This is a genomic window from Candidatus Omnitrophota bacterium, assembly GCA_028699255.1.
Lineage (GTDB): Bacteria > Omnitrophota > Gorgyraeia > 2-01-FULL-45-10 > 2-01-FULL-45-10 > FEN-1322.
This window is the reverse complement of the sequence record JAQVUX010000004.1, coordinates 111,368-135,159: the sequence shown is the minus strand read 5'-3', so window position 1 is coordinate 135,159 and position 23,792 is coordinate 111,368. Positions and strand designations below refer to the sequence as shown.

The window sequence follows — 23,792 nt, the reverse complement described above, 5'->3', positions numbered from 1 at the left end:
CTTGAACAACCGCGTAGGTTACCTGTGATTATCGCATGCAAACCTACGCGGTTGCAGTAGTCGGAACGCTCTCGCGACAAATACTTCTTCAGTCCTTCGATTTTGTGGAACAAAATCGAAGTATCTTAGACGCCAGGACCTGAAAACTTTCTTCGCGTTGTTTCCTGAGTCCTTCGATTTTGTGGAACAAAATCGAAGTATCTTAGACGCCAGGACCTGAAAATCTTCTTCGAAAGATTTTCAGAGTATGGTGGAGGTGGGCGGATTTGAACCGCCGTCCTCAAACATCAAAACATAAGCCGCTACATGTTTATCCTGCTCTTTAATTTCCCCTTTCGAACTTCAGTAGGCGGAATTTCGAAAAGGTATCCTTTGAAAGCTTCGCCCGAAAGCGCCAAAGGCTAAACACCGTCGGACTATCCCGCTAGTGTCGCCAGACCCGGCCCCGCGGAAATAGGCCGGCTGACGGGTTACCTTATAAAGGTAACGCTACCGGTAGAACTGGCCCCGGCACCACTTGCATGGTGCTTAGGAGTTCGTTCACCGTTGCTGGAACTTTTACGTTTTCAGCATTTGATTTTTTGCCAGGTGTTTTATCCCCACGTTACCGTAGGAATGGCTTGCGCCAAGAGGCCTCCTAGCAACCTCTACATGCTGCTTGTGCTCTGCGTATCTGAGTCGATACCTTTCACCCCCTATAAAAGAACGGCCCTACCTGGTACTTCTCGATATCCGCTTAATTTCTCTATCGGAATCTCTCTTCTTTATCGCTTCACGCTTATCGTAGAGCTTCTTGCCTTTCGCAAGGCCTATTTCTACTTTAACTATCCCGCCTTTAAAATAAGCTTTGAGCGGGATAATCGTTAATTTCTTATTTCCAACGTCCTCCGCAAGCCGTTTTATCTCTCTTTTATGCAGGAGCAGTTTTCTTGGCCGCAACGGATCGGGGTTAGCAATATTACCAAATTCGTATGGCGCTATATGCATACCATGGAGGAACACCTCATCGCCTTCGATCCTCGCGAAACTATTGGCAATGCTCGCCTTACCGGTACGCAATGACTTAACCTCGGTGCCTGTAAGCGCTATGCCGGCCTCAAGGCTCTCGTAGATGCTATATTCGAATCTTGCCCGCCTGTTGGTGGCGACTATATTATCGGTCATTTTCGGCACTTAATATAGCATAATTTCCGTCTTAAATCAACCTTAGGTTTGACCCGCTTTTTTCTATTTACGTAGTTTGGCGAGATCGCTAAATGAGATGAGCTTGATACCTTTGCGGGCTATTTCTTTTTTAACACGGCGGCTGGTCAACGCGGCGAGATCGGTTTCGCAGTTTCTGTGGAATATGCATCTGTCGAGTACTTCGGCGCTTATAAAACCGGGGTGGGTTACAAGCTCGGTAACCCCGCTTTTTAAGCTGTTTATCATCTCCAATAAAAGCTCTTCCCGTATATCCCCGGAATCGAAAAACCCGAGCAGGTTGTCGGTATGACAAATACCTGCCTTATCAAATGCGTTCTTCATACCCCTGTCAAAAAACTTCAGGACCATCTTGCGGAATATCTTCTTCGCACGATACGGATAATATAACTTGTCATTGTGCAGATACCGTATCGAGGGAATATCGTATTCTTTGGCAAGTTGTATAAATATTTCCCGTATCCCGGGAAGTATATGTATATGCTGGTGACTGCTTAGGCTGGTTATAGGTAAACCACAGGTTTTAAGACGTTCAAGCTGATTCTTAAGCTCCAGATATATTTCATCGCGGACTATAGCCCCACGTAAAAAATAGAAACAGAACCCCATGTAACTTTTATGAAAATCACCTTCCTGCGTCAAGAGCCCTGGAATCATATCCGGGTCTGTAACCGGCGCTGTTTCGGTAAGCGCAAGATGCGCGCTGAGCTCTTTTATGCCACACATCCGCAGAAGAGAAGCCGCGTCGTAGAATGCCGCGCCGGAGGGGATAACATTAACCGATGTCACTATCCCCTCTTCACAGCCGCGCATTATCCCGTGATTTATACTATCTGATAATCCAAAATCATCCGCGCTCACGATCAGATATTTCATATTGCCTTCCACTCCAGTCAGAACCTAAAACTTATTATGTTCACACACGAGGTGGCGGAACTTTTGGGTGCGTGCCGAAGCGACTCTTAAAATTTTTGACAGCGAATCGTATACCTAATGCGATTCGCGACAAGCGGAGGCACCACCCAAAAGTCGCCGCCTGCGTCAGACGAAAAAAATTCACCGTGAAAGTCTGTAGCGTAGCATATCCCAGAATGTACGCATAACGACACTCATGCGCGATATGGTCGATTCACCCCTGATGCGAAGGTCGAAAATAAGGCCGTACTGTTTTATCTTAAATCCGCGCCTCTGGGCTTCGGTAAATATCTCCACATCCACAAAAGGGCTTCGCGACTTCAGGTCCAGCCCCTCGATCGCCTTCCTCCTGTAGATTTTGAGCCCGGAATTGATGTCGCGTATCTTTAATCCAAACATAATGCGGACAAGAAAATTATAGCCTTTCGACATTATGATACGCTTGAGACTCGCGTCTTTTAATACAAGACTGTACGCTGTTACGATATCCGTCCCACTCAGAAGCTCCAACGCCCCTTTTATATCATCCTCTTTTGCCGGAAGATCCGAGTCCGTGTATACAACTATCTCCTTTGCCGCGGTTTTCAACCCCTCTTTAAGCGCTCCTCCAAACTTTGTATTTACCTTGAGGCGGGCGAGTTTAATATGCTCATCCCGGGTCGCCAGCTTAGCCACGATATCCGCGCTTCCGTCGGTTGACGCGTCATCGGCAATCACTATCTCATAGTCATCGCATATCTGCGATGCCAGGGCCGTCGTCCTGCGAATGGTCTCGGCAATATTCTCGGCCTCATTGAACATGGGAAACACGAAAGATATGTTATATTTGGTCGCGGTCATTTACCGGCAAACTCCCGTTTGAGTATATAGACGCCGTCTTCCGGCACCTGATTCGTAATGATCGACCTCTTGCCCACTCTGTAAACCAGGTATGAAGGTTTCACATATTCGCTATTTATTTCCGGATCGTAAAGACCCCTGTGATTCTGCTCTTTTATGACGCACCATACACGTTTATCCGAATTCAGGAACCTTACAAGCACCTCATGGTTATCCAGGTCTTTCGCGAACTTATCCGCATAGAATGCCAATCCCGGAATATAATTACTCTGCGCCCCAAATTCCTCACCGCCTTTAATCATCGGTAAAATCTTGCCGGATATTTCTTTGCTTGCCTCGTATCTATCGATAACGGGTAAAACAAGTTTACTCAACGGCAGTAGGAATACCATGAGCGCAACAACTATGAGAAAAAATGCCGCCATATATCTTTTTTTGAAAAATGCTACTGCTGAAATAAAAAAACCTGCGGCAAGCACTGCGCCTGATATCATAGCGCCATATAATACTTCCGGCATTTTAAAGCATGCATAAATCGCTACACCGATCGCTCCGGCCACTACGGCAAACACGAGGAAATAATGCGATGCTTTAAATACTATGGCAAATTTACGGCTAAACCTCCCTGCGTGTAAAAAATCATCCCATAGCGCGCCCACAATAAGCGCCAGCGATATAAAGCACGGGAATACGTACGTCGGTAGTTTCGTGCGCGAAGCGGAGAAAAATAAAAATATCGCAAAAAACCATGTCAGGATAAATATTGAGCGGCTCTTCTCGGTAGCAATACCGGAAAAACTCTTTTTAAACATATGCCAGAAACCGAGCGGAAGAAATACACTCCACGGAAAAAATCCGGCAAATATGACGGGAATATTGTAATAGACCTGAGAACCTATCTTGTGTTCCGACTGCATAAATCTGGTGATATTATGAAATCCAAAAAATGCGTCTATGAATTCCCGCCCATGCAGTTTATATGCCGTGTAATACCATGGCCCGGCAACCAGCACAAACACCGCTATGCATAACAAAAGCGGCATTTTTTTTATACGGCCCAGGTCCTTATTCAAAAGAAGGAATACGAAAAAAATCACTGCGGGCAACGCTATAGCTATAGGGCCTTTCGCGAGGACGGCCAGGCCAAACGCCGCCGATGACAGGACGTAAAAATACCGCTTATTTTTCAGATAACCATAGAAAAAGAAGAGCACGCCGAAGAGCATGGATACGGTCAGCGCCATATCGGTTATACACGCCCGCGAAAGTATGACATACTCTATGTTTGCGGCCAGTATAACCGCGCAGAGAAAACCCGCGCGCCTGTTAAAAAGGAGCGAGCCGAGAAAATATATGGCTATCACCCCAGCAAAGGCAAAGACTGCCGATGGAAACCGGGCGGCCATCTCATTTACGCCGAATATTTTATAGGAAGCGCCTACGAGCCAGTAAATGAGTATCGGTTTTTCGAATTGAGGTTTTCCGTACAGGCTGGGAGTAACCCAATCACCGCTATGAAGCATCTCTTTTGCCGTCTGGGCATAAAAAGTCTCATCGGGATCGGTCAGCGCCATTCCGCCAAGGCGGAAGAAGAATATAAACGCGCAAAGGACTGTGAGGATTGATATGGCCAGAACAGGCCGCTCTATTATCTTATTCATATTAGAACAAGATTACTATAAAACAAGCGGCATGTCAATGCGCATGGTCAGAGCCGTCGGAGCAGGCAATAAACATAAGCACGACACCCCATCCGTCCGGGAATAGTTCGTCGAACAGTAATTCAATGCATGCCTCATTTCGCATACATTACTTTTAATTGTTTGACCCTTGGGAATTCCGCGTAATATTCGCCCTGGGGCCCGACAAAACCGGCGCCGGATCTCTTCAAGGTTACGGCAGTATAACTTCCTTTGGAGTTGGGAATATTGATAGTGAATGCTTCATCGGAATCTGACACGGCAGTAGTCGTTCCTTTAATATTTACCGTTTTAGCAGAATCTTCCTTTTCGACGATATATTTTTTTACTATGATCGTCTTGGGTTGAGGTACAACCTGATATCCTTCGGGCGTGTACATATAGGTAACGCCGTTGATGTTATAGTACGGGATACCATCGACTATAACAGGCTGAGACCCCTGAGGTATGGTCGTAACAACCGCCCCCACTGGCGCCGGGACGACCACATATCGGTCTTCCATCATCCGATAGAACATACCCTGCCAATAAAAATATTCGAGCCCGCCTATTATCGTCCTTATGTACCCATCGGGCAGATCCAGCACAGCCCTGCCATGCGGAGAATAGTTAGGCGTGTAATAACCGCCGCGATTCGGGTCCTCCGGGCGATGGCGTGGGTTACCCCGTCCCCACGCATATGCCTGCGGCGCCTGGTTCAAAAGAAACACCGTTAACAAAGCTACGCTCAATATTTTTTTCAACGCGCCATTGCTTATCATATGCCTCTCCGTCAATTATTCGTTTTGAGGCGGAAGACTATCTCCGTCCGGGCCCATCCTGTGCTGTTCCATCCCCATGGGGCCATGATCACCTTTCTGACCACACGGACCGCTATTTTTCTTGGCCTCGAATTCTTCTATCATGGCTTTGAACTTCTCCTGCTGTTGCGGGGTGAGTATATCCATGATCGCCTTGTCACTCTTCTCCTTGATACTGGTTATGGCGCCGCGGACACTCTTGCCAACTTCATCGATCTCCTGCCGCGTCCTGTCCAGTATTTCTTTTGTCCTGGCTTCCTGCTCTTTTGTAAGAGTCAATTTATCCACGAAGATCTTGATAAGGTCCGGATGGCGTTTTCCTTCAGTTCCTTTGCCAAAATGCCGGCCAGCACCGCGACTCTCAAAATTTCCAGGGGTACGCCCCATGAACCCCTCCGCCCGCGCGGTAAAGCTCGCCCGATCATGACATGACGGCGGAAATCCCGCTTTTTTAACTATGCCGGCGCCGACAATCACTCCGGCCAGGACACACAGTACCGCAAGGCCAACAACATATAGCATATTCTTATTCATACAAAACATCTCCTCTCTTTAGTTTCGCGCACCCAACACTACCTTTAATGCCGTATCCATCGTAGCGGCATTACCGCTGAATATATGCTCTTCCAGGCTATCCCCAGTTACGGGCTGACCGGATATAATAACTAAGAATACTATCGAAGCTACCAGGGCGACGGCAGGGATCGGTATCAGCCTGCGCGCAAAATTTCCCATCGCGGCCCATGACAGCCTATCTCCTACCTGACGTATGCGGCCGATCTCCGTACGCAACCGCGACACCATGTAATCCTGCGGCAGACTTACCCTCTTATTTCCGGAAACAAGCGCTTTCACGCCGGCGAGTTCGGAAAGCTCCTTTTCACAAAAAGCGCAATTCGCTATATGCGTTCTGACAAGGCTATCCTCCGCGAAATTCGCCTCTTTATCTATGTACCGGGATAAGAGTTTTTTCACCTTCGCGCATTCTCTCATACCGCTCCTCCCTTTAATTTTAGCAGGCTCTCTCTAAGAAATTGCCTTGCCCTGTATATTCTTGACTCCACCGTTCCTATCCGGCAACCCAAAACTTCCGAAATCTCGGTGTAACTTAATCCTTCTACGTCTTTAAGCACCAATGCCGTCCTGAAATTGATGGGCACATCATCCATGGCTTTGCGGAGCATTGCCTCTCTCTCTTTCGCGAGTAGCGCCGCCCCTGGATCTTTACGCGGATCCGGACTATTTTCAAGCGCTTCAGCGCCTTCGAAAAAAACCTTCTTGCCGCGATGGAAACTATATGTCGTGTTTACAGTGATCCGGTAAAGCCATGTCGAAAACCGGGAATCCTTCTTGAAAGATTTTAACCCGTAGTACACTTTCATAAACACTTCCTGCGCTATGTCTTCGCTTTCGGCGTCTTTACCGGTCAGCGAACGGACTATGTTGAGAACCCGATCCTGGTATCTTCTTACCAGTTCCTCGAAACCTCTCTCTTCGCCTTTAAGAAATCTGTCGATGCATAGGATATCTTCGTTCATTTGAGCTCTCGTATATTAGACGCGTAAAATGGAATTTTATTCCCGGAAATTTGAAATATTTTTCTGCTTTCGTCTTATGCGTGCGGATGATCATGAAGCGGATGCTGATGCGGATGCGCATGCGTCTTGCCGCTGTGAGTATGCATGTGAGTATGTATAAGATTATGTTCCTGCAAAAATCCGGTATCTGCCAATATCTCTTCCGGAGGACCGCTCCTTATTATCCTTTTATCACGACCGAAGACATAAATAATATCCGCGATCTCGCCTACTATGTGCATATCGTGCGTCGCGGTCACTATAGTCTTCCCGTCGGCATGGTAACGGTTTAAAAGGTCGACCAAATCCCTGGAAGTTCTGGGATCAAGGCCTGCGGTCGGCTCATCGAGGAGCAGCACTTCCGGCCCCGATATCAGGACTGACGCCATAGCAACCTTGCGTTTCTCACCCACGCTTAATTGGTGCGGCATTCTGCCGGTAAGCTCTTTTATCCCGAATATCTCCGTAATTACATCGAATGTCTGTTCAATCTGCGTATGTTTAAAACCAAAATTAAGCGGACCGAAAAATATCTCTTCTTTTACCGTCGGACAAAATAGCTGAACATCCGGGTTTTGAAAAACAAGCCCAACCTTCCCCCTGAAATGGCGGCCATACCGCTCATCGGCGAGCGCTTTCTCGCTCAGGTCTCCACCAAAAGCTTTTACAGTGCCGCGCCGGGGAAAGAAAAGTCCGTCGAGAATATGCAGAAGCGTCGACTTACCGCAACCATTAGCCCCTATGATAGCCACCCTCTGCCCTTTGACTATATCAAGATCAATACCGTTTAAGGCGGGATATTTATCGAGGTATGAAAAATACACGTCTTTTAATTCAAATATATTCTCGTTCATATTTTTATTTCCCAGGCACTGCCGCAATAAAGAACCGCGGCGGATAAAAAGATAACGAAAAATAACCATACCCAGTCCGCTGTCTTAGTTTTAAAATCGCTCACTGTAACCGGCTCGCCCGTATACCCGCGCGCGAGCATGGAATTATAAACCTCCTCGTTCATGCGGTAGGATCTGTGCCACAACGAAGCCATGTTCCAGGCAACAATCTGTCTGCCCTTTTTATGGTGCATGCGGGCACCAACGCGGCTTCTAATGGCAAGATAGGTATTTTGCACCACGTCCGTAAATAGATATATATATCTGTAGCAGATACCCAGTATCATGACAAAAACCTGCGGTACCCCGAAGGTGCGCAAACTTTTAAGAAGTTCGAAATGTTTCGTGGTTATACTGAGGAGTACCGCGAACGATACCGAGGTTATAACCCGGGCTAAAAATAGGACGGCGCCGAAAAAACCCTGGCGCGTTATCACAAAATTTAACCCGATAATTTTAAAATTTGCCATAGCATCCCCAGGCGTAAACACGCTGAATATGGCCGGCACCGCGATAAAGAAAGAGAATAGCGGTATGAATATCCACGTCCTTTTCAGGAAGAAGCCGAGATCGATACCGGATAGGCGCGCGAGCGCCAGCGATACAATGTAAAGAGATAATACTGCCGGGATGCTTTTTGTAAAAAGTACCGCACAAAGAAATACGGCGAATGTCGCGAGTTTTATCCTGGGATCGAGAGACTGCAGAAGCCCATTTTTCGAAGCGTACTCGTCGGAGAAAACCGCTTCCTTCAAGAAAGATAGAGCGCCCATTATAGAGCGCTCTATGAAATCCGCATTCTTTACTTTTGCCATCAGTCCTCTTTTTTGGTCAACATCCTGCCTATACACATCACCACGATAACGGTAATACCTATACCTGCTACAGCTGATATTATATAGGCTAAGCTGAGATGGGGCAACCCTTTTTCTTCCCAACCTTTAAAGGCGTAGTCGGGTATAGGCGCGTTCCAGAGAGCGGCCAGTTTTTGCAACCCTTGCGGTACATATCCTACGAGTTCTTTCATCTCTTCGGCTCCCCACTCGCCCCATGCGGCGCCTGCCTTAAAATGTTCCGGCAATAACAGCCCGAGCGGCGAAAGCACAATAAGTATCGCCAACGCGATCCAAAACTTGGTTACTATTTTCATTATTGTACCCTCCCTTCATTCAAAAGCTCCGGAGCCTGTTTCTGTAAATACTTAATAACGAGCGCGGTAACTATAGCCTCTACCCACCCGAATACCAGCATGTGTTCACCTAACATGGCGGGAAGCGCTACATTTAACCCGTAAGGACAGTATAGCGCTTGTCCGGTCGCGGTATGATGCATAAGCGGTTGAATGCCGAATTCAAACCCGGTCAGCCCCGCCGCGACATTAATCGCGATATATCCGGCCATGCCGGCGGCTATAACCCGTCTATTAGAATCGACGGGGGCGTTGTGCGCTATTATTTTATATATATAATATCCCGCAAACGGCAGGACGACGGCCATATTAAAACAATTCGCGCCTATCGCGGTAATCCCTCCGTCTCCGAAGAGAAGCGCCTGTATGACAAGCGCCACCGTAATAGCTATGCATGCCGCCCACGGCCCCAGCAATATCGCTACGAGCACGCCGCCTACCGCGTGTCCTGTTGTACCGCCCGGTATCGGCACGTTGAACATCATTATTATAAAACTGAACGCCGCGCCGATTGCCAATAGCGGCACCTGTTTTACGCTTAAAGTTTTCTTAACTATTTTTGAAGCAAAAGCCCATACAGGAACCATGACCGCATAAAAAAACCCGCATGTCACAGGCCCTAAATATCCGTCTGGTATATGCATACTCTCTCTCCTTTCTAAAAGTCCAACTGCGCTCTTACGCCATAAACGAATATTGAATTGGCGTAGCCTTGATATGACTCGCTTATTCCATGCGGATTCCATATCCACTGGAAGTCCGGGCTTATAGCAAGATTCTTCGTAAGTTTCATATTATAATAAACTTCGAAATGCCCCTCGGGTGCCCCGCCGGCGCCGGCGGCTATTGCATCGTCAGAATTTTTATACTGGCTACTCGGAACCGCCTGGCCTATAGCGAAGGCGAGCACGTCATCTGGTCTCTTCCAATATTTACCTTTCATCTGAGCACCAAGCGCCCACATGCCCTCCAACGGCGCGGCATTGGGATTGGTACTGACTATATTTATATCGTGCCTCTCCCAGCCCAGACGGGCAAACACTCCGTAAATGTCGGTTATCATCTGGTCAAAGCTTATGCCGAAACCGGTATTCTTCTCCTTGCAAACATCAGCCGCCGATTCGCCCACATTCACCAATTTAGAATGCTCGAGGCCGTTATACCACCAATAAAACCTATAGTTTCCGCCCCACATATTTTCATCATATTTGAACGCCTTTGCCGGCATGAATGTAAGCTCCGCCGATATGAACGGCTTATCAAATATATTTTTATATGTATTATCGGCGTTAAAATACGAAGCGTTCACCGCAATATACGGCACGGCTTCCGGGGCCACTGTCACAGAGGCGCCGAGCGTATTATCGTTAGGCCATTCTATCGCGGGCGAATTCCTGAATATTCGGCCTAAAAACTGCGTGCACTCATTGAATGCGTATTCGTTTTGATCCAAATAATTGGCCGGATCCAGCTTACCGGCCGTTATAGTCAGTTGCTTGTCGAATAGATAATGCTCGTACCATAATTCCGTTATCGGTATATTAGCGCTGGTATCGTTAGTGTCCCTATTGACATTGCTATACAGCGACATAACGCCCTCGACCGTGTCCGACTGCCCGGGCTCGAGATGCATAAGCGCGAGCCCCCAGTCATCAAACGCCTTTTCGATGAATATATCGGCTGACCACGACGCATCGCACTGGGACTTATTGCCACTGCCCGGATTATTGGCATTCGGAGTGCCCTGTATTATAAGGGTAGCGTCTGCCTGCAATTTAAACCCGCACGGCAACTCGACCCCCTCGCCCGGCGCATATTTTATAAGACCCTCGGAAGGCACCGCCTGTATCAAAGACTGTTTTACCTCATTAACGGTACCCTGTTGCGCCAGTATACTGCACTTCTGCTCGCTCATCTGCTTCTGAAGCTCCGCTATTTGAGCCTTTAGTTGATCCATCTCCGCAACTTTCGCTTTAAGCGCGGTTATTTCCCGTCGAAGCTCATCCTCGCTCGCCCATGATATGGGCGGTAATAAAAATGATGCAACTATAATAACCACCGCTATTCTCATTACACTACGCCACATTACATTTCTCCTTTCATTATTATTCCTTATTATTTCTTGTTCACATCTATCGAGTCTATGCAAAAATCATCGCCTTTTTCTATGTCAAAATCGGGACTCCCGCAATCAGGGCACTTAAAAATAGGCTCCCCATGCCGTGAAACTTTTCTGCAACTTTTACAACGCAGGATAAATTCGAGAGTTCGCACATTGAGCCGTATATCGCCGTACCCCTCACTCTCCGCAAGGAGCCTAAAGGTAGCGTCAAGCCCTTCGGCTGTAACATGGCTGAAAGGATTCAGCCTGACATTTACGACGATCGCGCAGGCCTTATTTTTTTTAACAGCGGCTTTATTTAAAGCCGCTAAAATCTCATTCGCGTATTTTAAATCATGCATTGTATGTCCTTCCCAATCTTATAAATATTTTTTCCCGTTTAAATAACCGGCATAATCTTTAACCGCTTCTTCTAACGGTGTAAAACGAGCTTTGTAGCCGGCTTTTCTTAATTTATCCATCTTTGCTCGCGTAAAATATTGATATTTCGGCCTTAAACCTTCGGGCATGTCAACATATTCCATACAGGGCTTTTTCCCAAGAGCGGTGAACATAGCACGCCCAAGCTCATTCCAGCTATGCGCCGCGCCGCATCCCAGATTAAATATACCCGACTGCTTCGAGTGTTCCAGAAAATATGCCAGAACATCCACCACGTCTTTTACGTATATAAAATCCCTCTTTTGCTCGCCGTCCTTATAATCATGCTTGTAAGATTTAAATAATTCTATTCGTCCGGTTCGATCCACATCCATGAATTTTTTACAAACAACGCTCATCATCTCGCCTTTATGGTATTCGTTAGGTCCGAATACATTAAAAAACTTAACACCCGTCATAGTCCGATTAAGCTTATTGTTCAATATCCACAGATCAAAAAGTTGTTTGGAATAACCATACATATTTAACGGGCGCAGTATACGGGTAGTTTTATCGGAATCGTCATATCCGAATTCTCCGTCCCCATATGTAGCGGCCGACGAGGCGTAAATAAATTTTACTTTGTTGGCTTCCGACCACCTGGCAAGCGCTTTAGAGTATTCGTAATTATTTTTTATAAAATACACGGCATTGGTTTCTGTGGTAGAACTGCAGGCGCCTAAATGAACGATAGCCGAAACATCGATGTTAACGCCCCCTTCAAGTAATCCCAGAAAATCGTCTTTCTGTATATAATCCAAAAACTGCTTTCCTGCTAAATTCCGCCATTTATCGGAAGACCCGAGATTATCAACGACTATTATATTCGTAATACCTTCCCGGTTCAGTTTCCACAAGAAACAACTCCCGATAAAACCTGCGCCGCCGGTTACGATTATCTTGCCGGACTTCATGCTATACCCCATCCTTATAGTGCTACTAATATTATAATCGTGCTACTATACTCCAAAAAAATCATCCTATATGTTTTCCAGTACTCGACATCCCAAGAGTCGCATGCTTAACGCCTTTTACCGCTTTAAGGGTATCGGCAAGTTTGCGGACACTCTTTGCGCTTCCCCTCACCGCTATTATCTCCATGCAATTATGGTGGTCTACGTGAATATGCTGGGTCGATATGATATCCTTACCCTGATCGTGCTGGATATCCATAAGCTTGGTAACGAGTTCACGCTGGTGATGGTCGTAAATAATGGTAATTGTCCCGGCAACATCTTCGTCCGCCTCCCATTCCTTTTTGACGAGTTCCTGGCGGATAAGATCGCGGAATGCCTCCGAGCGGTTGGAATAATTCTTGCCGGCGCACAGCTTGTCGAATTTATCGAGAAGATTTTTTTCGAGCGAAACACCAAACCTTACAAGCCCCATCGGTTGCTCCTTCGTGTTACATTTTTTAAAATTGTAACACAGGCGTACTTTTTGTCAAGTATTATTGCGGATTTTTATAGTAGTTGGCGCGGACATCGTACTCATCTTCAATCTCACCGACGATCTCTTCGAGGAGGTCTTCGAGCGTAACAAGGCCCATAAGTTTGCCGGCGGGATCTGTTATAAGAGCGATGTGGGTATGTCCTTTTTGGAACTCCTTGAGAAGCTCGGACACCTTCTTCGTCCCGGGAAAAAATATAGCCGGATACACTATATCCTGAAGCACGACGAGTTCTTTGTTGAGCGAGATGCTAAGCAGATCCTTCATATTTATTATGCCGATTATGTTTTCCGGACTTCCTTTATATACCGGCAGTCTTGAATAACCGGACTCCAGGACATTTTCGACAATATCCTCAAATCGCGAATCCATATTTATCGCGACCATGTCTTTTTTTGGTGTCATCACATTTTTTACGATCGCGTCGCTGAAATCAAAAACCTTCGAGAGCATCTTATATTTCTCTTTATGCTGAATGTCTTCTTCCGCGCCTATCTTTATAAGAGCTTTCAACTCCTCATCCGTAACAAGAGCGGGTTTCGCCGGAGCCTGTGCGCTGACAAGATGAAGTATGAAGTTCGTTACATAGATAAGCCCTTTTACTACTGGGGAAAATATGACTATGAAGCTATAAACTGGTTTCGCGAGGATAGTGGCAAGCTTCTCCGAGTGCGTCGCGGCCAGCGTCTTCGCCACGACCTCAAAAACTATTATCGCCAGAGAACCTATTACCGTGGCCAGCACTATTCCGGTACTTTCATTGCCGACGGCCTCGATCATTATTACAGTAACGATGGCCGCGATAAGCGTATCGACGATGTTGTTCACGACCAGGATCGTGCTGAAGAACTTCTCCGGCGTCTCGAGCATCTTCATGACGAGCTGTGCAGACTTAGACCCGGACAGGGCAAGCCTGCGGAGCTTTATTCTCGATACCGCGATTATCGATATTTCAGCCGCGGCGGTAAGCGCCGCTATGCCGAGAAGTATTATTATTAAAATTATTGCTAAAAACATATAGCACTTATACTTTCTGAGTTACAAAAAAAGCTATCGTGTCAAGCACGCCCTTTCGTATCATCATAACCGCGATGGCGGCCAAAAGCAAACTCGCTATTTTGGAAAAAGCCTTGGAGCCCGCCTTTCCCAGAAAATTGGATATCGCCGTCGCGTAGTAAAACGCTATCCACGTTATCAGCAGATTTATCACGAATGACGATACGGTAAGAACCAGACCATAGGAATCAAGCAGTATGATTATGGTAGTCAATACCGCCGGGCCGGTTATAAGAGGCGTGCCTATCGGAACCGCACCTATCGTATCCTGGGATATCCGCTGAGTCTTCTCATTGCGAAGCAGATCGCGCAACGATATCGCTAAAAGCACCAGGCCGCCGGCTATCTTAAAATCGGCTACCATTATTCCCAGAACTTCGAATATCCATTTACCCAGGAAGAGAAAGAATATACCTACGACAAAAGCGGTTATTATCGACTGAGTCAATATCCGGCGCTGAGCGTCTTTCTTAAGATGCTCGGTAAATCCGATAAACATCGGCAGGACGCCTATAGCGTCCATAGCCACAAATACAGGTATAAAAGACAGCAGGAATGCTTTCATACGCCCTCCGGGCAAAAAGGCAGGGTGGCGTTGGACCCACAGGCCACACCGTTACCCTGCCTTTATAAAATTTGATCGCTAACTTCTATCTGGAAAGCTTGCCTTTTATGATTCTTTCCGCTTCTAACCAGTCGTCCATCGAATGACCCGGCTTGCGACCCCTCTTCTCGTAAAGCTCATAAGCTTTCTTCTGAACAAGCTTACACACATCCTCTTTTGTCATCGTTGGGTTCGAGGACTTACCCAATTTAAACGTCGTGTTTCTGACCATGACATATCCCCCCTTTCACTGTTGATTTTAATTATACCAACTACTATGTTTTATGCAATAAAAATCTTTGTAAAATCCGGAACCGGTTTTTTTAATATCTTATATATATTCTGAAGATGCGTGAGGTAGAGCTCATCGAAGGGATTATCCCCGCCCACATGCGCCTTGCCGTTATACCACCAGTTCCAGTCACTGCCTTCCGCTATATACAACTCTCTCCAGGCCCGTGTAACATCGGATATTTTCGCGCCCGGCTCTTTCGAGAACCGGACAAGGTCTTTGCGCGCCCTGGCAAGGTAATCCCATGACACGTTATCCTGCTCCGTGCCTATCCATATCCGGAAATTGTGGTTTATCCATGAGCCCGGAAAAATATTAGAAAGCACTCTCTTTGGAGGATCGACCGCGAGGTAGCCACTTATAGTGGTGGAGCACATCTCTTCCTGAGAATCGAGATTGGCGTAGAGTGTCTCGAAGAATCTCCTGCCATTGTCCTCGTAATATTCCCAGGCGTTCTCGCCGTCCATAACTATCGTCATAAGCCCTATATCGGCGTCGCGCCTCAAATTATGCGCCGTCGTCCTGCAATGCCCTATCACGTCCCATGCCGCGTCGCGCGGGTTCCATGAATTATAGCTGAAACTTATCATGTCCGAGAGGTTCTTATCCCTGAATATAAGCGTCATACTACCGCGATCTCTCTTCACCTTATAAGGACGATATATGATCCTTCTATCGAATAACTCTACGCCCTTGTATCTTCTGTCGTAAGACGAAAGGGTACGGAAAAGAATATCCTCGTCGGTAGCGGCCCATTTTATTCCTTTCGAGATCATGACATCTACCGCCTGATCGGACACGCTACCCTCTGACGGCCACATCCCGCGTGGTTTCACGCCGAATTGCGCGGTATGGTATTTGACGGCCTCCGCTATCTGCCATCCGGCGTCTTCGGGATGACGAAATCTTTTGGGAAGTTCCATATCCGGCGTCGATACAGAAGCAACCGATGTATCGCACAACAAAGGAAGTATCGGATGATAAAAAGGCGTCGTGGTTATCTCTATCTTCCCTTCGGAATGAAGCTTTTTGTATAAAGGTATTATCCGGCCCAATATCTCGCGCTGTTTAGATACAACGTAGGCCTTGTCTTCTTCGGTATAATTCTTCTTGTCCACAAGAGTTTTTAAATTATTATCTTCGTCGATATTGATAGAATGAAACCAGGCCATATTAAAAAGAACCTGAAGATCGAGAAAATCCTGGTCGGAAAAATCTTTCACCGTAGACTTCAAGGCGGCGCCGGAAAGCGGCCTTACGCCTTTCTTCATGAGAAGGCGCGAATAAGCGGGGTTCGGTTCTATAAACCGGTTAAAATTGACTTTAAAAAAATGCTCCAGGATCGAAACCTTATCCTGGAACGAAAGCGAACTTGCTTTCTTTACGGTAAGATCGAGAAAAGTATCGGTTGCGGAATTATAGACGTAATCGTTTATCTGCTCGAGAAGCGACGGAACCAGATTGAATGTGGCCTTAAAACGCTCAGCCCTGTCGACGAGCGCGGCCATAGGGAAATAATCTTTGACGCCGCGCAAACGAACCCACGGCATCATGTATTTATCCGATAACGGGTCCTTGTAGAACGGCTGGTGCATATGCCATAAAAATGCGACACCCAGCGTCTTATTCGTATCCATGATTTTTAATGGTTATGTCCCGTAAACGGAATAATCTATGTCGGGGAAAAGGTTAAACTTGTCTTCGAGCTTTTTTATATACTCTTCGTCGAACGTATTCGCTTTCACTTCCTCGTAAAGTTCTGTGAAATTTTCCGCGTGCTGACGGAGCCGCTCGACTGCATACGGCACGTGAGAACCCGTCTTCATTATAAATGCCCAATCGCTCGACTGGGCCAGGAGAAGCTCCCTCGCCATCTGGTTCAGCGCCCTGCGCATAAGCCCTTTCGCATTTTTATGCTCTTTAGCAACTTCGACCATGCGCTCGGCCATCTTATGTGTATGCCTATATATCCAGTCGTTAGATCCTTCGAGCCATACCTCGCTGTAGCCTTTCCACCCCCAGCTTGAAGCGGCCGGAGTCATGACCTGGTACTTTTTGTATAACTTGAGATATTCACCCGGGGTGGTAAGTGCTATCGTCTTTTGATCATAGCGTATCTTTCTTATAAGGAAATCGAGCCACTGCGGGCCTTCATACCACCAATGACCATACAATTCGGCGTCATACGGCGCGACGATTATAGGCGCCCGCCCATCCATCTGGCCGACGAGGTGCTCGATCTGTTTCTCCCTATTAAACATGAAATTGCCGGCCTGGTCGGCGGCCCTGTTACGCGCCGCTTCCGGAACATACGGTTCTTTATGAGTCGTAGTACCGGTGATCTTGTAATATTTTATACCGGTATTTATCCTGACACCGTCGGCATTTATGTAAGGTTTTATGTAATCGTAATCGAGATCGAAACCTATATCTCTGTAAAACTCCCTGTAATTATAATCGCCCGGATAGCCCTCTACTGCGCTCCATACGGCTTTGGATGACTCGGTATCGCGAGCATAAGCCGCCGCGCCGCATTTTGTAAGGTAAGGGCTGAATACTCCAAACTTTGGCCGTGGACTGCCGAAGAGCACACCATGCGTATCGACGAAGAAATATTTTATCCCTTCTTTCTTCAACATCTCCTCATCACCGGGCTTATATCCACACTCCGGGAGCCACATACCCGCGGGCGGATGACCGAATATTTTCTTGTACATATCCGCGGCCACCTTAACCTGAGCCCGTACGGAAGCCTCTCTCTCCACTTCCATAAGAGGCAGGTAACCATGCGTGGCACAGCACGTGATCACTTCCAGGTTGCCTAAATCCTGGAACTTTTTGAAAGCATTGACGAGATTGGACTGATATTCATCGACAAATATGCGTCTCGCATCCAGGAATGAATCGTGATACATATGGGCGAGGTTATTGAACTGCCCCTGCCATTTGGTCCTGTCTATCTCTTTGGAGGAAAGCTCGATCAGCTTATCAATATGTTTTATGTATTTCCACTGCAGATGAGGGTCCATGAGCATCGACATCAATGTCGGGGAGAGCGATATCGTAAGTTTGTATTCGACCTTGTCGCGCGCCAGGCCTTCAAAGACTTTTATGAGAGGAATGTAGGTTTCCGTTATAGCCTCGAAAAGCCAATCTTCTTCGAGAAAATCGTCAAATTCCGGATGGCGTATAAACGGCAGATGCGCGTGAAGGACTATCGCGAGATAACCTTTTGGCATAATAGCTACTCTGTCTTTCTCGTTACTATAGGGGTTATGCGACGGCGGTCTTTGCCGTCATTTGAGGTAGCCTCGACCGGGATCTCCTGCTTTCCGTCGGGAAGAGCGAATCTCATGGTGAACGTGCCATCATGCCTGAGTTTCACATCTTTGCCTTGTACCTTCAGTTTGGCATCCGGCTCCGTAGCTCCATAGACGATAAGCTCACAATTCACAACGAGCCAAAACTTCCGATCCGACGGCTTTCTGTAAAAAGAGGCGCCACTTGATATGTTACCGGATGTTACCTGTTCTTCGAGATGTTTACGGAACATTTCCCTTACTTCCAACGATCCCTTCCCGACACCCATGCCTCCGGATAAACCGAACATCTTCAAAAAATCGTCTTCCGGAGCCTTCCATTCGATATCAATCTGGTCGGATATCCCAAAACGCGGAGTTGTTACTATATTGGATCTGGCCAGAAGATAAAAATTACCTTTGTTAGAGACGATACCTATATCGACAACCCACGAACTGTCCGGAGAGTTCGCGTTTATATACCAGGTGCTTGCCATATTCTTCAGGTCTATGTCAAAAAAAGAACGGGCGTTCCGCCCGTTAAACTTTATACCTGTGACATCATATACCCGGAGGATAGACTTTGCCGGTTTTTCGCCAGACGCCTTCATCTTGCCAGTTACTTCGTCTTCCTTGCCCTTCCTGATCTCCCAATACGCGAAGAGCCACCAAGGATCCCTTACAAGAAGAACTATCTTGTTATCACCGTAGCCGGCAGGAAATCTGAATTCTTTCCTCTGTCCGGCTTTTGAAGGACTGGACGCCATAGTGAACGCTCCTTTTAAATTATTGGGCTTTCGGCGCTTCCTGTGACGCGTCCGCGGACGGCATCTCTACAGGCGGAATCTCTTCCTCTTTCTCTACTATTACAGATCTGGCAATATTTTTTCCATCCACAACTGAATAAATAACATCGGTCCAATTCCCTTGCTTTATGTCATTTACAGTAGATGCATTCTCTATCTTTGTAGTGCCATCAATAGCTATCTCTATAATCTTCTCTTCGTCGCTGTCGTAATCATAATACTGGACAGTGATAGAATCAGCCGCAGTATTTACAGTTTTGACCTCTCCATAAATAGCCATTTCCTGAGGTTGAACCGGTTGAATAACTGCCGGAGGTTGCCCGACAGTTTCTGCGGGTGGCTGGTTATCCTGGCAATACCCCGGGATGGCAAACAAACCCGCGAGTAATAATACGCTTAATACGTACTTCTTCATAAAGACCCCTCCTTTTTCACAGCGTCTTTATTAGTGCCGGCTACAAGCTTATCATAAGCCGCCTTGAGAACGACCTTCTCGTCGAGTATTTTATCGTATTCGCCCTTAAGCGCGGTCTTCTCGTTATTAATCGTCTCCAGTTTGGTCGCCAGGTCCATTTTATCCTGCAACAGACTGTCATACTCTTTCCTGAGCGCATCTTTTGAGGCGGTCAGAACGGATACTTTTTCTTCCAGCGCAATCTTTTCATTAAGAAGCGCTTCGTATTTATCTTTCGGTACACCGCAACCCGCCAGCGATACGAGAGATGCGGCAAGTACAAACACCAGGAATAATTTCAGGGACTTCATTAAAAACTCCTCCTTTTTACTGTTGGACTAAATATTTTTCGAGTTCGGCCCATGTCTTAGGCCCAACCTTGCCGTCAGCTTTCAATCCTTTAGATTTCTGGAACTCGCCTATAGCTTTTTTCGTCTTAGGTCCTATCTTTCCGTCTATGGAGCCGGCATAAAATCCCGCGTTCTTTAATGCAGTCTGAATATCCTTATTCCTATTATCGACGCTCGTCTTAACAGGCTGTACAACCGGCTCTGTGGATAACTGAGGGGCCGCAGACGGAGGTATAGTTTCCGTCGCTACTACCTGAGATGGTTCCGGTGTGGCAAGCGTATCGCCGGCCGGAGTCATCGCTTCGGGCATCACTGCACTCGTTTCCAGGCCTTGAGCTTTCTCAACTTTACCCTTACAACCAAAAACTGCAAGCGGCATAATGACCAATGCCGCGACGGCTATCATTAAAAATGCTTTGTTCATTTACTCCTCCTTTTTTATATACTGTCATAATATACAATAAAATTATACCCCGACATATCGCTTTGTCAAGCCCTATCTGGCAGAAGGCGGCGCATTAGTAACATTCTGTAAAAATCTCTCCATCCTGTTCATGGCCTCTTTCAGTTTATCAAAACCGGTAGCGTAGGATATTCTTACATATCCTTCACCGCAACTGCCGAATGCCGTGCCGGGCACAACCGCCACCTTCTCTTCTTTAAGAAGACGGCTCGAAAACTCAAGCGATGACAGCCCGAACTTCTTTATGGACGGGAAAGCGTAAAACGCCCCCTCGGGCTTGTGGCACGAAAGACCCATCTCATTCAATCGCGCGATGACGAATTCGCGACGGCGCCTGTATTCGCGCTTCATCTCCTGCACGGACTTCTCCCCGTTCCTCAGAGCCTCCATCGCGGCCATCTGCGAGGTTATCGGCACACACATCATAGTATACTGATGTATCTTTGTCATCGCGGCTATTATTTCTTTTGGGCCGCAGGCATAGCCTATCCTCCATCCGGTCATCGCGAATGCCTTCGAGAATCCGTTCAAATATATCGTCCGAGCCCTCATCCCGGGCAATGTAGCAAAAGCTGTATGCTCAAAATCGTAAGTGAGATCGCAATATATCTCGTCACTTATAACAATAAGGTTTTTTCTCACAACCGCGCCTGCGATCGCTTTTAATTCTTTCTTCGAATAGGAATTGCCCGTAGGATTGTTTGGATAGCTTAATACCATCGCCTTCGTCTTCCTATCGCAGGACTTCAATATCTGGCGCGATGTTACTTTAAAATCATCCTCGGGGAATGTCTTTATCGGAACGGGCTTACCGCCGCAGATAGTCGAAACAGGCCCGTATGAAACATAGGCAGGCTCCTGGATAAGTATCTTATCGCCTCTGTCGGTTATCGCTCTTACGGCCAGATCAAATCCTTCGCTCACACCGACCGTAACCAGTATCTCTTCCTCCGGATCATAGTCCAGTCCGTGTTTGCGTTTAAGGTAGCGCGATATCTCGCGGCGAAGCTCTACCATACCTTTGTTCGAGGTATAGGACGTGTAGCCTTCCTCGAGAGAATATATGGCCCGCTCTCTGATATTCCATGGCGTGACAAAATCCGGTTCGCCGACGCCCAGAGATATGACGTCCTTCATGCCAAGGACGAGCTCAAAAAATACCCGTATCCCCGACGGCGGTATCTGTTCGACCAGTTTAGATATTTTCATACTCATAAAATAACCTTATCGTTTTACGAACATAGATCTTTTACATTTACAATGTGATCGCCGGGCGCTTCGAGGACTGCGGCTGTTTTAATATATCCCCGTCTTCTTTGTATTTTTTTAATATGAAATGAGTCGCGGTCCCGCGGACATTCTCCATGGAGGAAAGCTTCTCCGCGACAAAACTCGCTACCTTTTGTATATTGCTTCCCTCGACGACGATCAGAAGGTCGTAAGCTCCCGACATCAGATAACAACTCGTCACCTCCGGAAATTGGTATATACGTTCGGCAATGGCCTCAAAACCTACGTTCTTCTGCGGCGTAACTCTCACCTCTATTAACGCGCGAACTCCGGAGTCTTCTTCTCTGATAATCTCTTTATTTATTATCGTCTTGTACTTTAATATGACGCCTTCTTTCTCCAGCTTCTTTATCGAATTCTTCACAGATGCCGGGGTAATATCGAGCATCTTCGCTATCTCTTCGGGCGTCGCCCGGGCATTCTTCTCCAGTATTTCCAGAATCTCGTTCATATCATACCTCCGATTGATGTTATCTAACTCAGGCAATCGCCCCGCCCTTTTTTTCACTCCCGGCGGGGTTATCATATCTAACTCAGGCAATCGCCCCGCCCTTTTTTTCACTCCCGGCGGGGTTATCATATCTAACTCAGGCAATCGCCCCGCCCTTTTTTTCACTCCCGGCGGGGTTATCATATCTAACTCAAAAGGGGCGCCGCACATATTTTTGAGGGCGCCCCTTGAAGTTTTAATTTTTGACTTTTAAATTTTACTACTTCGTCGCTCCCTCTTCTACGGCACCTGCACCCTGAGCCGGCGCGGATGCATATCTGGACAATGCTTCCCACGTCTTCGACCCTACCTTGCCGTCAGCCTTAAGGCCATTCGCTCTCTGAAATTCTTTGATCGCCTTCTTGGTGCCCCTGCCCTTTACGCCGTCTATCGCGCCTTTGTAGAACCCGGCATTCTTCAAACAGTTTTGAATTTCCTTTACGCTCTCCCGCGCTTTTACCGAAACCGTTCCGGAGCGAGTCATTACGTTGGTGTTTACGTTCCTTGACTTTTCGCTTCTCATCTCCTCGATCGTCTGGCTCTGCTGACTTACGAGCCTCTCGGACTCCGCCTGCTTCGATTCCACACTTTCAACTCTCGATTCGAGAGTATCAACCTTCGACTTTATTCCGCCGACCTCTTCCTTAAACTTTTTCGGTACAGTACTGCATCCGGATACCATGAATATAGCTAATAATACCGCAACCGCAAATACAAAATTTTTTCTTGCCATCCCTTTCCTCCCGGTTAGTTCGCTTTAAAAAGTATATGCCTTAATTAAACAAAAAGCAAATGTTATTTTATCAACTTTGCAGCTTCTTTTACGCTCGCGCCTTCGTGGACAATCTTACGCACCGCCTTTATCATGCCGACAGCGTTATCGGACTGCCAGATGTTCCTGCCCATATCGACGCCTTTGGCGCCCTCACCTATCGCGCTATGCGCCAATTTCAACACATCGAGCGGCGTATTCAGTTTCGGCCCTCCAGCTATTACAAGCGGCACGGGACACGACTTTACCACCTTCTCGAAATCATCGCAGTAGTACGTTTTGACGACCTGCGCGCCAAGTTCCGCGGCGATCCTGCAACACAAGCCCAGATACCGCGCATCCCGCTTCGCGAGCTCTTTGCCAACGGCAGTTACGGCGAGAACCGGCAGGCCGCACCTATGCCCCTCATTGACGAGACTGCTCAATGCCGAAAGCGTCTGGTGTTCGTGTTCCGTGCCCACATATATAGAAAGCGCAACCGCAGACGCGTTTAAACGCACGGCGTCGTCCATCGCGACCTGCACTGATTCATTTGAAAGCGCCGGGCCTGCTATACTATTACCGCCGGATACTCTCAATATCACGGGGATATTCAAAGAAGTTTCGACGCAGTTCCTTAAGACGCCGCGCGACAACATAAGCGCATCGGTAAAAGACAAAAGAGGCTTTATGGTTTTGCCGGGCTCTTCGAGACGCGATATCGGCCCTAAAAAATAACCGTGATCCACGGCCAGCCATACGGCTTTCCCGGTATCCGGCCTAAACAAACGCGACATCCTATTCGCCATTCCCCAGTCCATCTTAAGT

At 47.2% G+C, this 23,792-nt stretch carries 29 protein-coding genes and 1 other RNA gene; all 30 read right to left on the bottom strand.

All coding sequences use genetic code 11. The features are described from left to right. Positions 1-248 precede the first annotated feature (248 nt). Positions 249-696: a transfer-messenger RNA gene (ssrA, locus tag PHS46_04765) on the bottom strand. Positions 697-711: 15 nt separating this feature from the next. After that, positions 712-1,164: an SsrA-binding protein SmpB gene (gene smpB / locus PHS46_04760; GenBank protein MDD3905831.1), complete on the bottom strand. Its 453-nt coding sequence runs from the start codon at positions 1,162-1,164 to the stop codon at positions 712-714. Positions 1,165-1,227: 63 nt separating this feature from the next. Then, complete coding sequence (locus PHS46_04755) at positions 1,228-2,079, bottom strand: ChbG/HpnK family deacetylase (GenBank protein ID MDD3905830.1); 852 nt, start codon at positions 2,077-2,079, stop codon at positions 1,228-1,230. 180 nt (positions 2,080-2,259) lie between these two features. After that, positions 2,260-2,958, bottom strand: coding sequence for a glycosyltransferase (locus PHS46_04750; protein MDD3905829.1), 699 nt, complete (start codon positions 2,956-2,958; stop codon positions 2,260-2,262). Beyond that, the gene (locus tag PHS46_04745) at positions 2,955-4,619 is read right to left on the bottom strand and encodes a glycosyltransferase family 39 protein (protein ID MDD3905828.1); all 1,665 of its coding nucleotides are present in this window, start codon (positions 4,617-4,619) and stop codon (positions 2,955-2,957) included. The genes PHS46_04750 and PHS46_04745 overlap by 4 nt, the downstream gene beginning before the upstream one ends. Positions 4,620-4,753: 134 nt before the next feature. After that, complete coding sequence (locus PHS46_04740) at positions 4,754-5,419, bottom strand: DUF6515 family protein (protein MDD3905827.1); 666 nt, start codon at positions 5,417-5,419, stop codon at positions 4,754-4,756. Positions 5,420-5,434: 15 nt separating this feature from the next. Then, a complete protein-coding gene (locus PHS46_04735; protein MDD3905826.1) occupies positions 5,435-5,992 on the bottom strand; it encodes a hypothetical protein in 558 nt (185 codons plus the stop codon). 18 nt (positions 5,993-6,010) lie between these two features. Further along, the gene (locus PHS46_04730; protein MDD3905825.1) at positions 6,011-6,451 is read right to left on the bottom strand and encodes a zf-HC2 domain-containing protein; all 441 of its coding nucleotides are present in this window, start codon (positions 6,449-6,451) and stop codon (positions 6,011-6,013) included. Next, complete coding sequence (locus PHS46_04725) at positions 6,448-6,996, bottom strand: sigma-70 family RNA polymerase sigma factor (GenBank protein ID MDD3905824.1); 549 nt, start codon at positions 6,994-6,996, stop codon at positions 6,448-6,450. The genes PHS46_04730 and PHS46_04725 overlap by 4 nt, the downstream gene beginning before the upstream one ends. A 74-nt stretch (positions 6,997-7,070) precedes the next feature. Continuing rightward, positions 7,071-7,889: an ATP-binding cassette domain-containing protein gene (locus PHS46_04720; protein ID MDD3905823.1), complete on the bottom strand. Its 819-nt coding sequence runs from the start codon at positions 7,887-7,889 to the stop codon at positions 7,071-7,073. Beyond that, positions 7,886-8,743, bottom strand: coding sequence for a cobalt ECF transporter T component CbiQ (cbiQ, locus tag PHS46_04715; protein ID MDD3905822.1), 858 nt, complete (start codon positions 8,741-8,743; stop codon positions 7,886-7,888). Before cbiQ ends, PHS46_04720 begins: the two co-directional genes overlap by 4 nt. Beyond that, positions 8,743-9,078, bottom strand: coding sequence for a PDGLE domain-containing protein (locus PHS46_04710; GenBank protein ID MDD3905821.1), 336 nt, complete (start codon positions 9,076-9,078; stop codon positions 8,743-8,745). Before PHS46_04710 ends, cbiQ begins: the two co-directional genes overlap by 1 nt. After that, complete coding sequence (gene cbiM, locus PHS46_04705; GenBank protein MDD3905820.1) at positions 9,078-9,761, bottom strand: cobalt transporter CbiM; 684 nt, start codon at positions 9,759-9,761, stop codon at positions 9,078-9,080. The genes PHS46_04710 and cbiM overlap by 1 nt, the downstream gene beginning before the upstream one ends. Before the next feature lie 14 nt (positions 9,762-9,775). Beyond that, positions 9,776-11,203: a carbohydrate porin gene (locus PHS46_04700; GenBank protein ID MDD3905819.1), complete on the bottom strand. Its 1,428-nt coding sequence runs from the start codon at positions 11,201-11,203 to the stop codon at positions 9,776-9,778. Positions 11,204-11,232: 29 nt separating this feature from the next. After that, on the bottom strand, positions 11,233-11,580 hold the full coding sequence (locus PHS46_04695) for a hydrogenase maturation nickel metallochaperone HypA (protein MDD3905818.1): 348 nt from the start codon (positions 11,578-11,580) through the stop codon (positions 11,233-11,235). 18 nt (positions 11,581-11,598) lie between these two features. After that, positions 11,599-12,573: an ADP-glyceromanno-heptose 6-epimerase gene (rfaD, locus tag PHS46_04690; protein MDD3905817.1), complete on the bottom strand. Its 975-nt coding sequence runs from the start codon at positions 12,571-12,573 to the stop codon at positions 11,599-11,601. A 61-nt stretch (positions 12,574-12,634) separates the two neighbouring features. Next, on the bottom strand, positions 12,635-13,090 hold the full coding sequence (gene nikR / locus PHS46_04685; protein MDD3905816.1) for a nickel-responsive transcriptional regulator NikR: 456 nt from the start codon (positions 13,088-13,090) through the stop codon (positions 12,635-12,637). 19 nt (positions 13,091-13,109) lie between these two features. Next, positions 13,110-14,126 carry a hemolysin family protein gene (locus PHS46_04680; GenBank protein MDD3905815.1) on the bottom strand — a complete coding sequence of 339 codons (1,017 nt, stop codon included), beginning with the start codon at positions 14,124-14,126 and terminating at the stop codon, positions 13,110-13,112. A gap of 7 nt (positions 14,127-14,133) precedes the next feature. Next, on the bottom strand, positions 14,134-14,730 hold the full coding sequence (locus PHS46_04675) for a MarC family protein (protein ID MDD3905814.1): 597 nt from the start codon (positions 14,728-14,730) through the stop codon (positions 14,134-14,136). An 85-nt stretch (positions 14,731-14,815) separates the two neighbouring features. After that, positions 14,816-15,001, bottom strand: coding sequence for a DUF2934 domain-containing protein (locus PHS46_04670; protein ID MDD3905813.1), 186 nt, complete (start codon positions 14,999-15,001; stop codon positions 14,816-14,818). 50 nt (positions 15,002-15,051) lie between these two features. Then, a complete protein-coding gene (locus tag PHS46_04665; GenBank protein MDD3905812.1) occupies positions 15,052-16,698 on the bottom strand; it encodes a glycoside hydrolase family 57 protein in 1,647 nt (548 codons plus the stop codon). A gap of 12 nt (positions 16,699-16,710) precedes the next feature. Further along, positions 16,711-18,300 carry a DUF1957 domain-containing protein gene (locus PHS46_04660; protein ID MDD3905811.1) on the bottom strand — a complete coding sequence of 530 codons (1,590 nt, stop codon included), beginning with the start codon at positions 18,298-18,300 and terminating at the stop codon, positions 16,711-16,713. Positions 18,301-18,305: 5 nt separating this feature from the next. Continuing rightward, complete coding sequence (locus tag PHS46_04655) at positions 18,306-19,127, bottom strand: DUF4912 domain-containing protein (protein MDD3905810.1); 822 nt, start codon at positions 19,125-19,127, stop codon at positions 18,306-18,308. Between the two features lie 19 nt (positions 19,128-19,146). Beyond that, positions 19,147-19,581, bottom strand: coding sequence for a hypothetical protein (locus PHS46_04650; protein ID MDD3905809.1), 435 nt, complete (start codon positions 19,579-19,581; stop codon positions 19,147-19,149). Then, the gene (locus tag PHS46_04645; GenBank protein ID MDD3905808.1) at positions 19,578-19,931 is read right to left on the bottom strand and encodes a hypothetical protein; all 354 of its coding nucleotides are present in this window, start codon (positions 19,929-19,931) and stop codon (positions 19,578-19,580) included. Before PHS46_04645 ends, PHS46_04650 begins: the two co-directional genes overlap by 4 nt. Before the next feature lie 16 nt (positions 19,932-19,947). Next, positions 19,948-20,394, bottom strand: a complete 447-nt coding sequence (locus tag PHS46_04640) for a peptidoglycan-binding domain-containing protein (GenBank protein MDD3905807.1) — start codon at positions 20,392-20,394, stop codon at positions 19,948-19,950. 72 nt (positions 20,395-20,466) lie between these two features. Then, positions 20,467-21,648 (bottom strand): aminotransferase class I/II-fold pyridoxal phosphate-dependent enzyme, encoded by a 1,182-nt coding sequence (locus tag PHS46_04635; GenBank protein MDD3905806.1) that lies wholly within the window; start codon positions 21,646-21,648, stop codon positions 20,467-20,469. Between the two features lie 40 nt (positions 21,649-21,688). Then, positions 21,689-22,174 carry an Lrp/AsnC family transcriptional regulator gene (locus PHS46_04630; protein ID MDD3905805.1) on the bottom strand — a complete coding sequence of 162 codons (486 nt, stop codon included), beginning with the start codon at positions 22,172-22,174 and terminating at the stop codon, positions 21,689-21,691. 259 nt (positions 22,175-22,433) lie between these two features. Further along, positions 22,434-22,946 carry a peptidoglycan-binding domain-containing protein gene (locus PHS46_04625; protein ID MDD3905804.1) on the bottom strand — a complete coding sequence of 171 codons (513 nt, stop codon included), beginning with the start codon at positions 22,944-22,946 and terminating at the stop codon, positions 22,434-22,436. Positions 22,947-23,008: 62 nt separating this feature from the next. After that, positions 23,009-23,785, bottom strand: coding sequence for a 3-hydroxy-5-phosphonooxypentane-2,4-dione thiolase (gene lsrF / locus PHS46_04620; GenBank protein MDD3905803.1), 777 nt, complete (start codon positions 23,783-23,785; stop codon positions 23,009-23,011). Between the last annotated feature and the right edge of the window lie 7 nt (positions 23,786-23,792).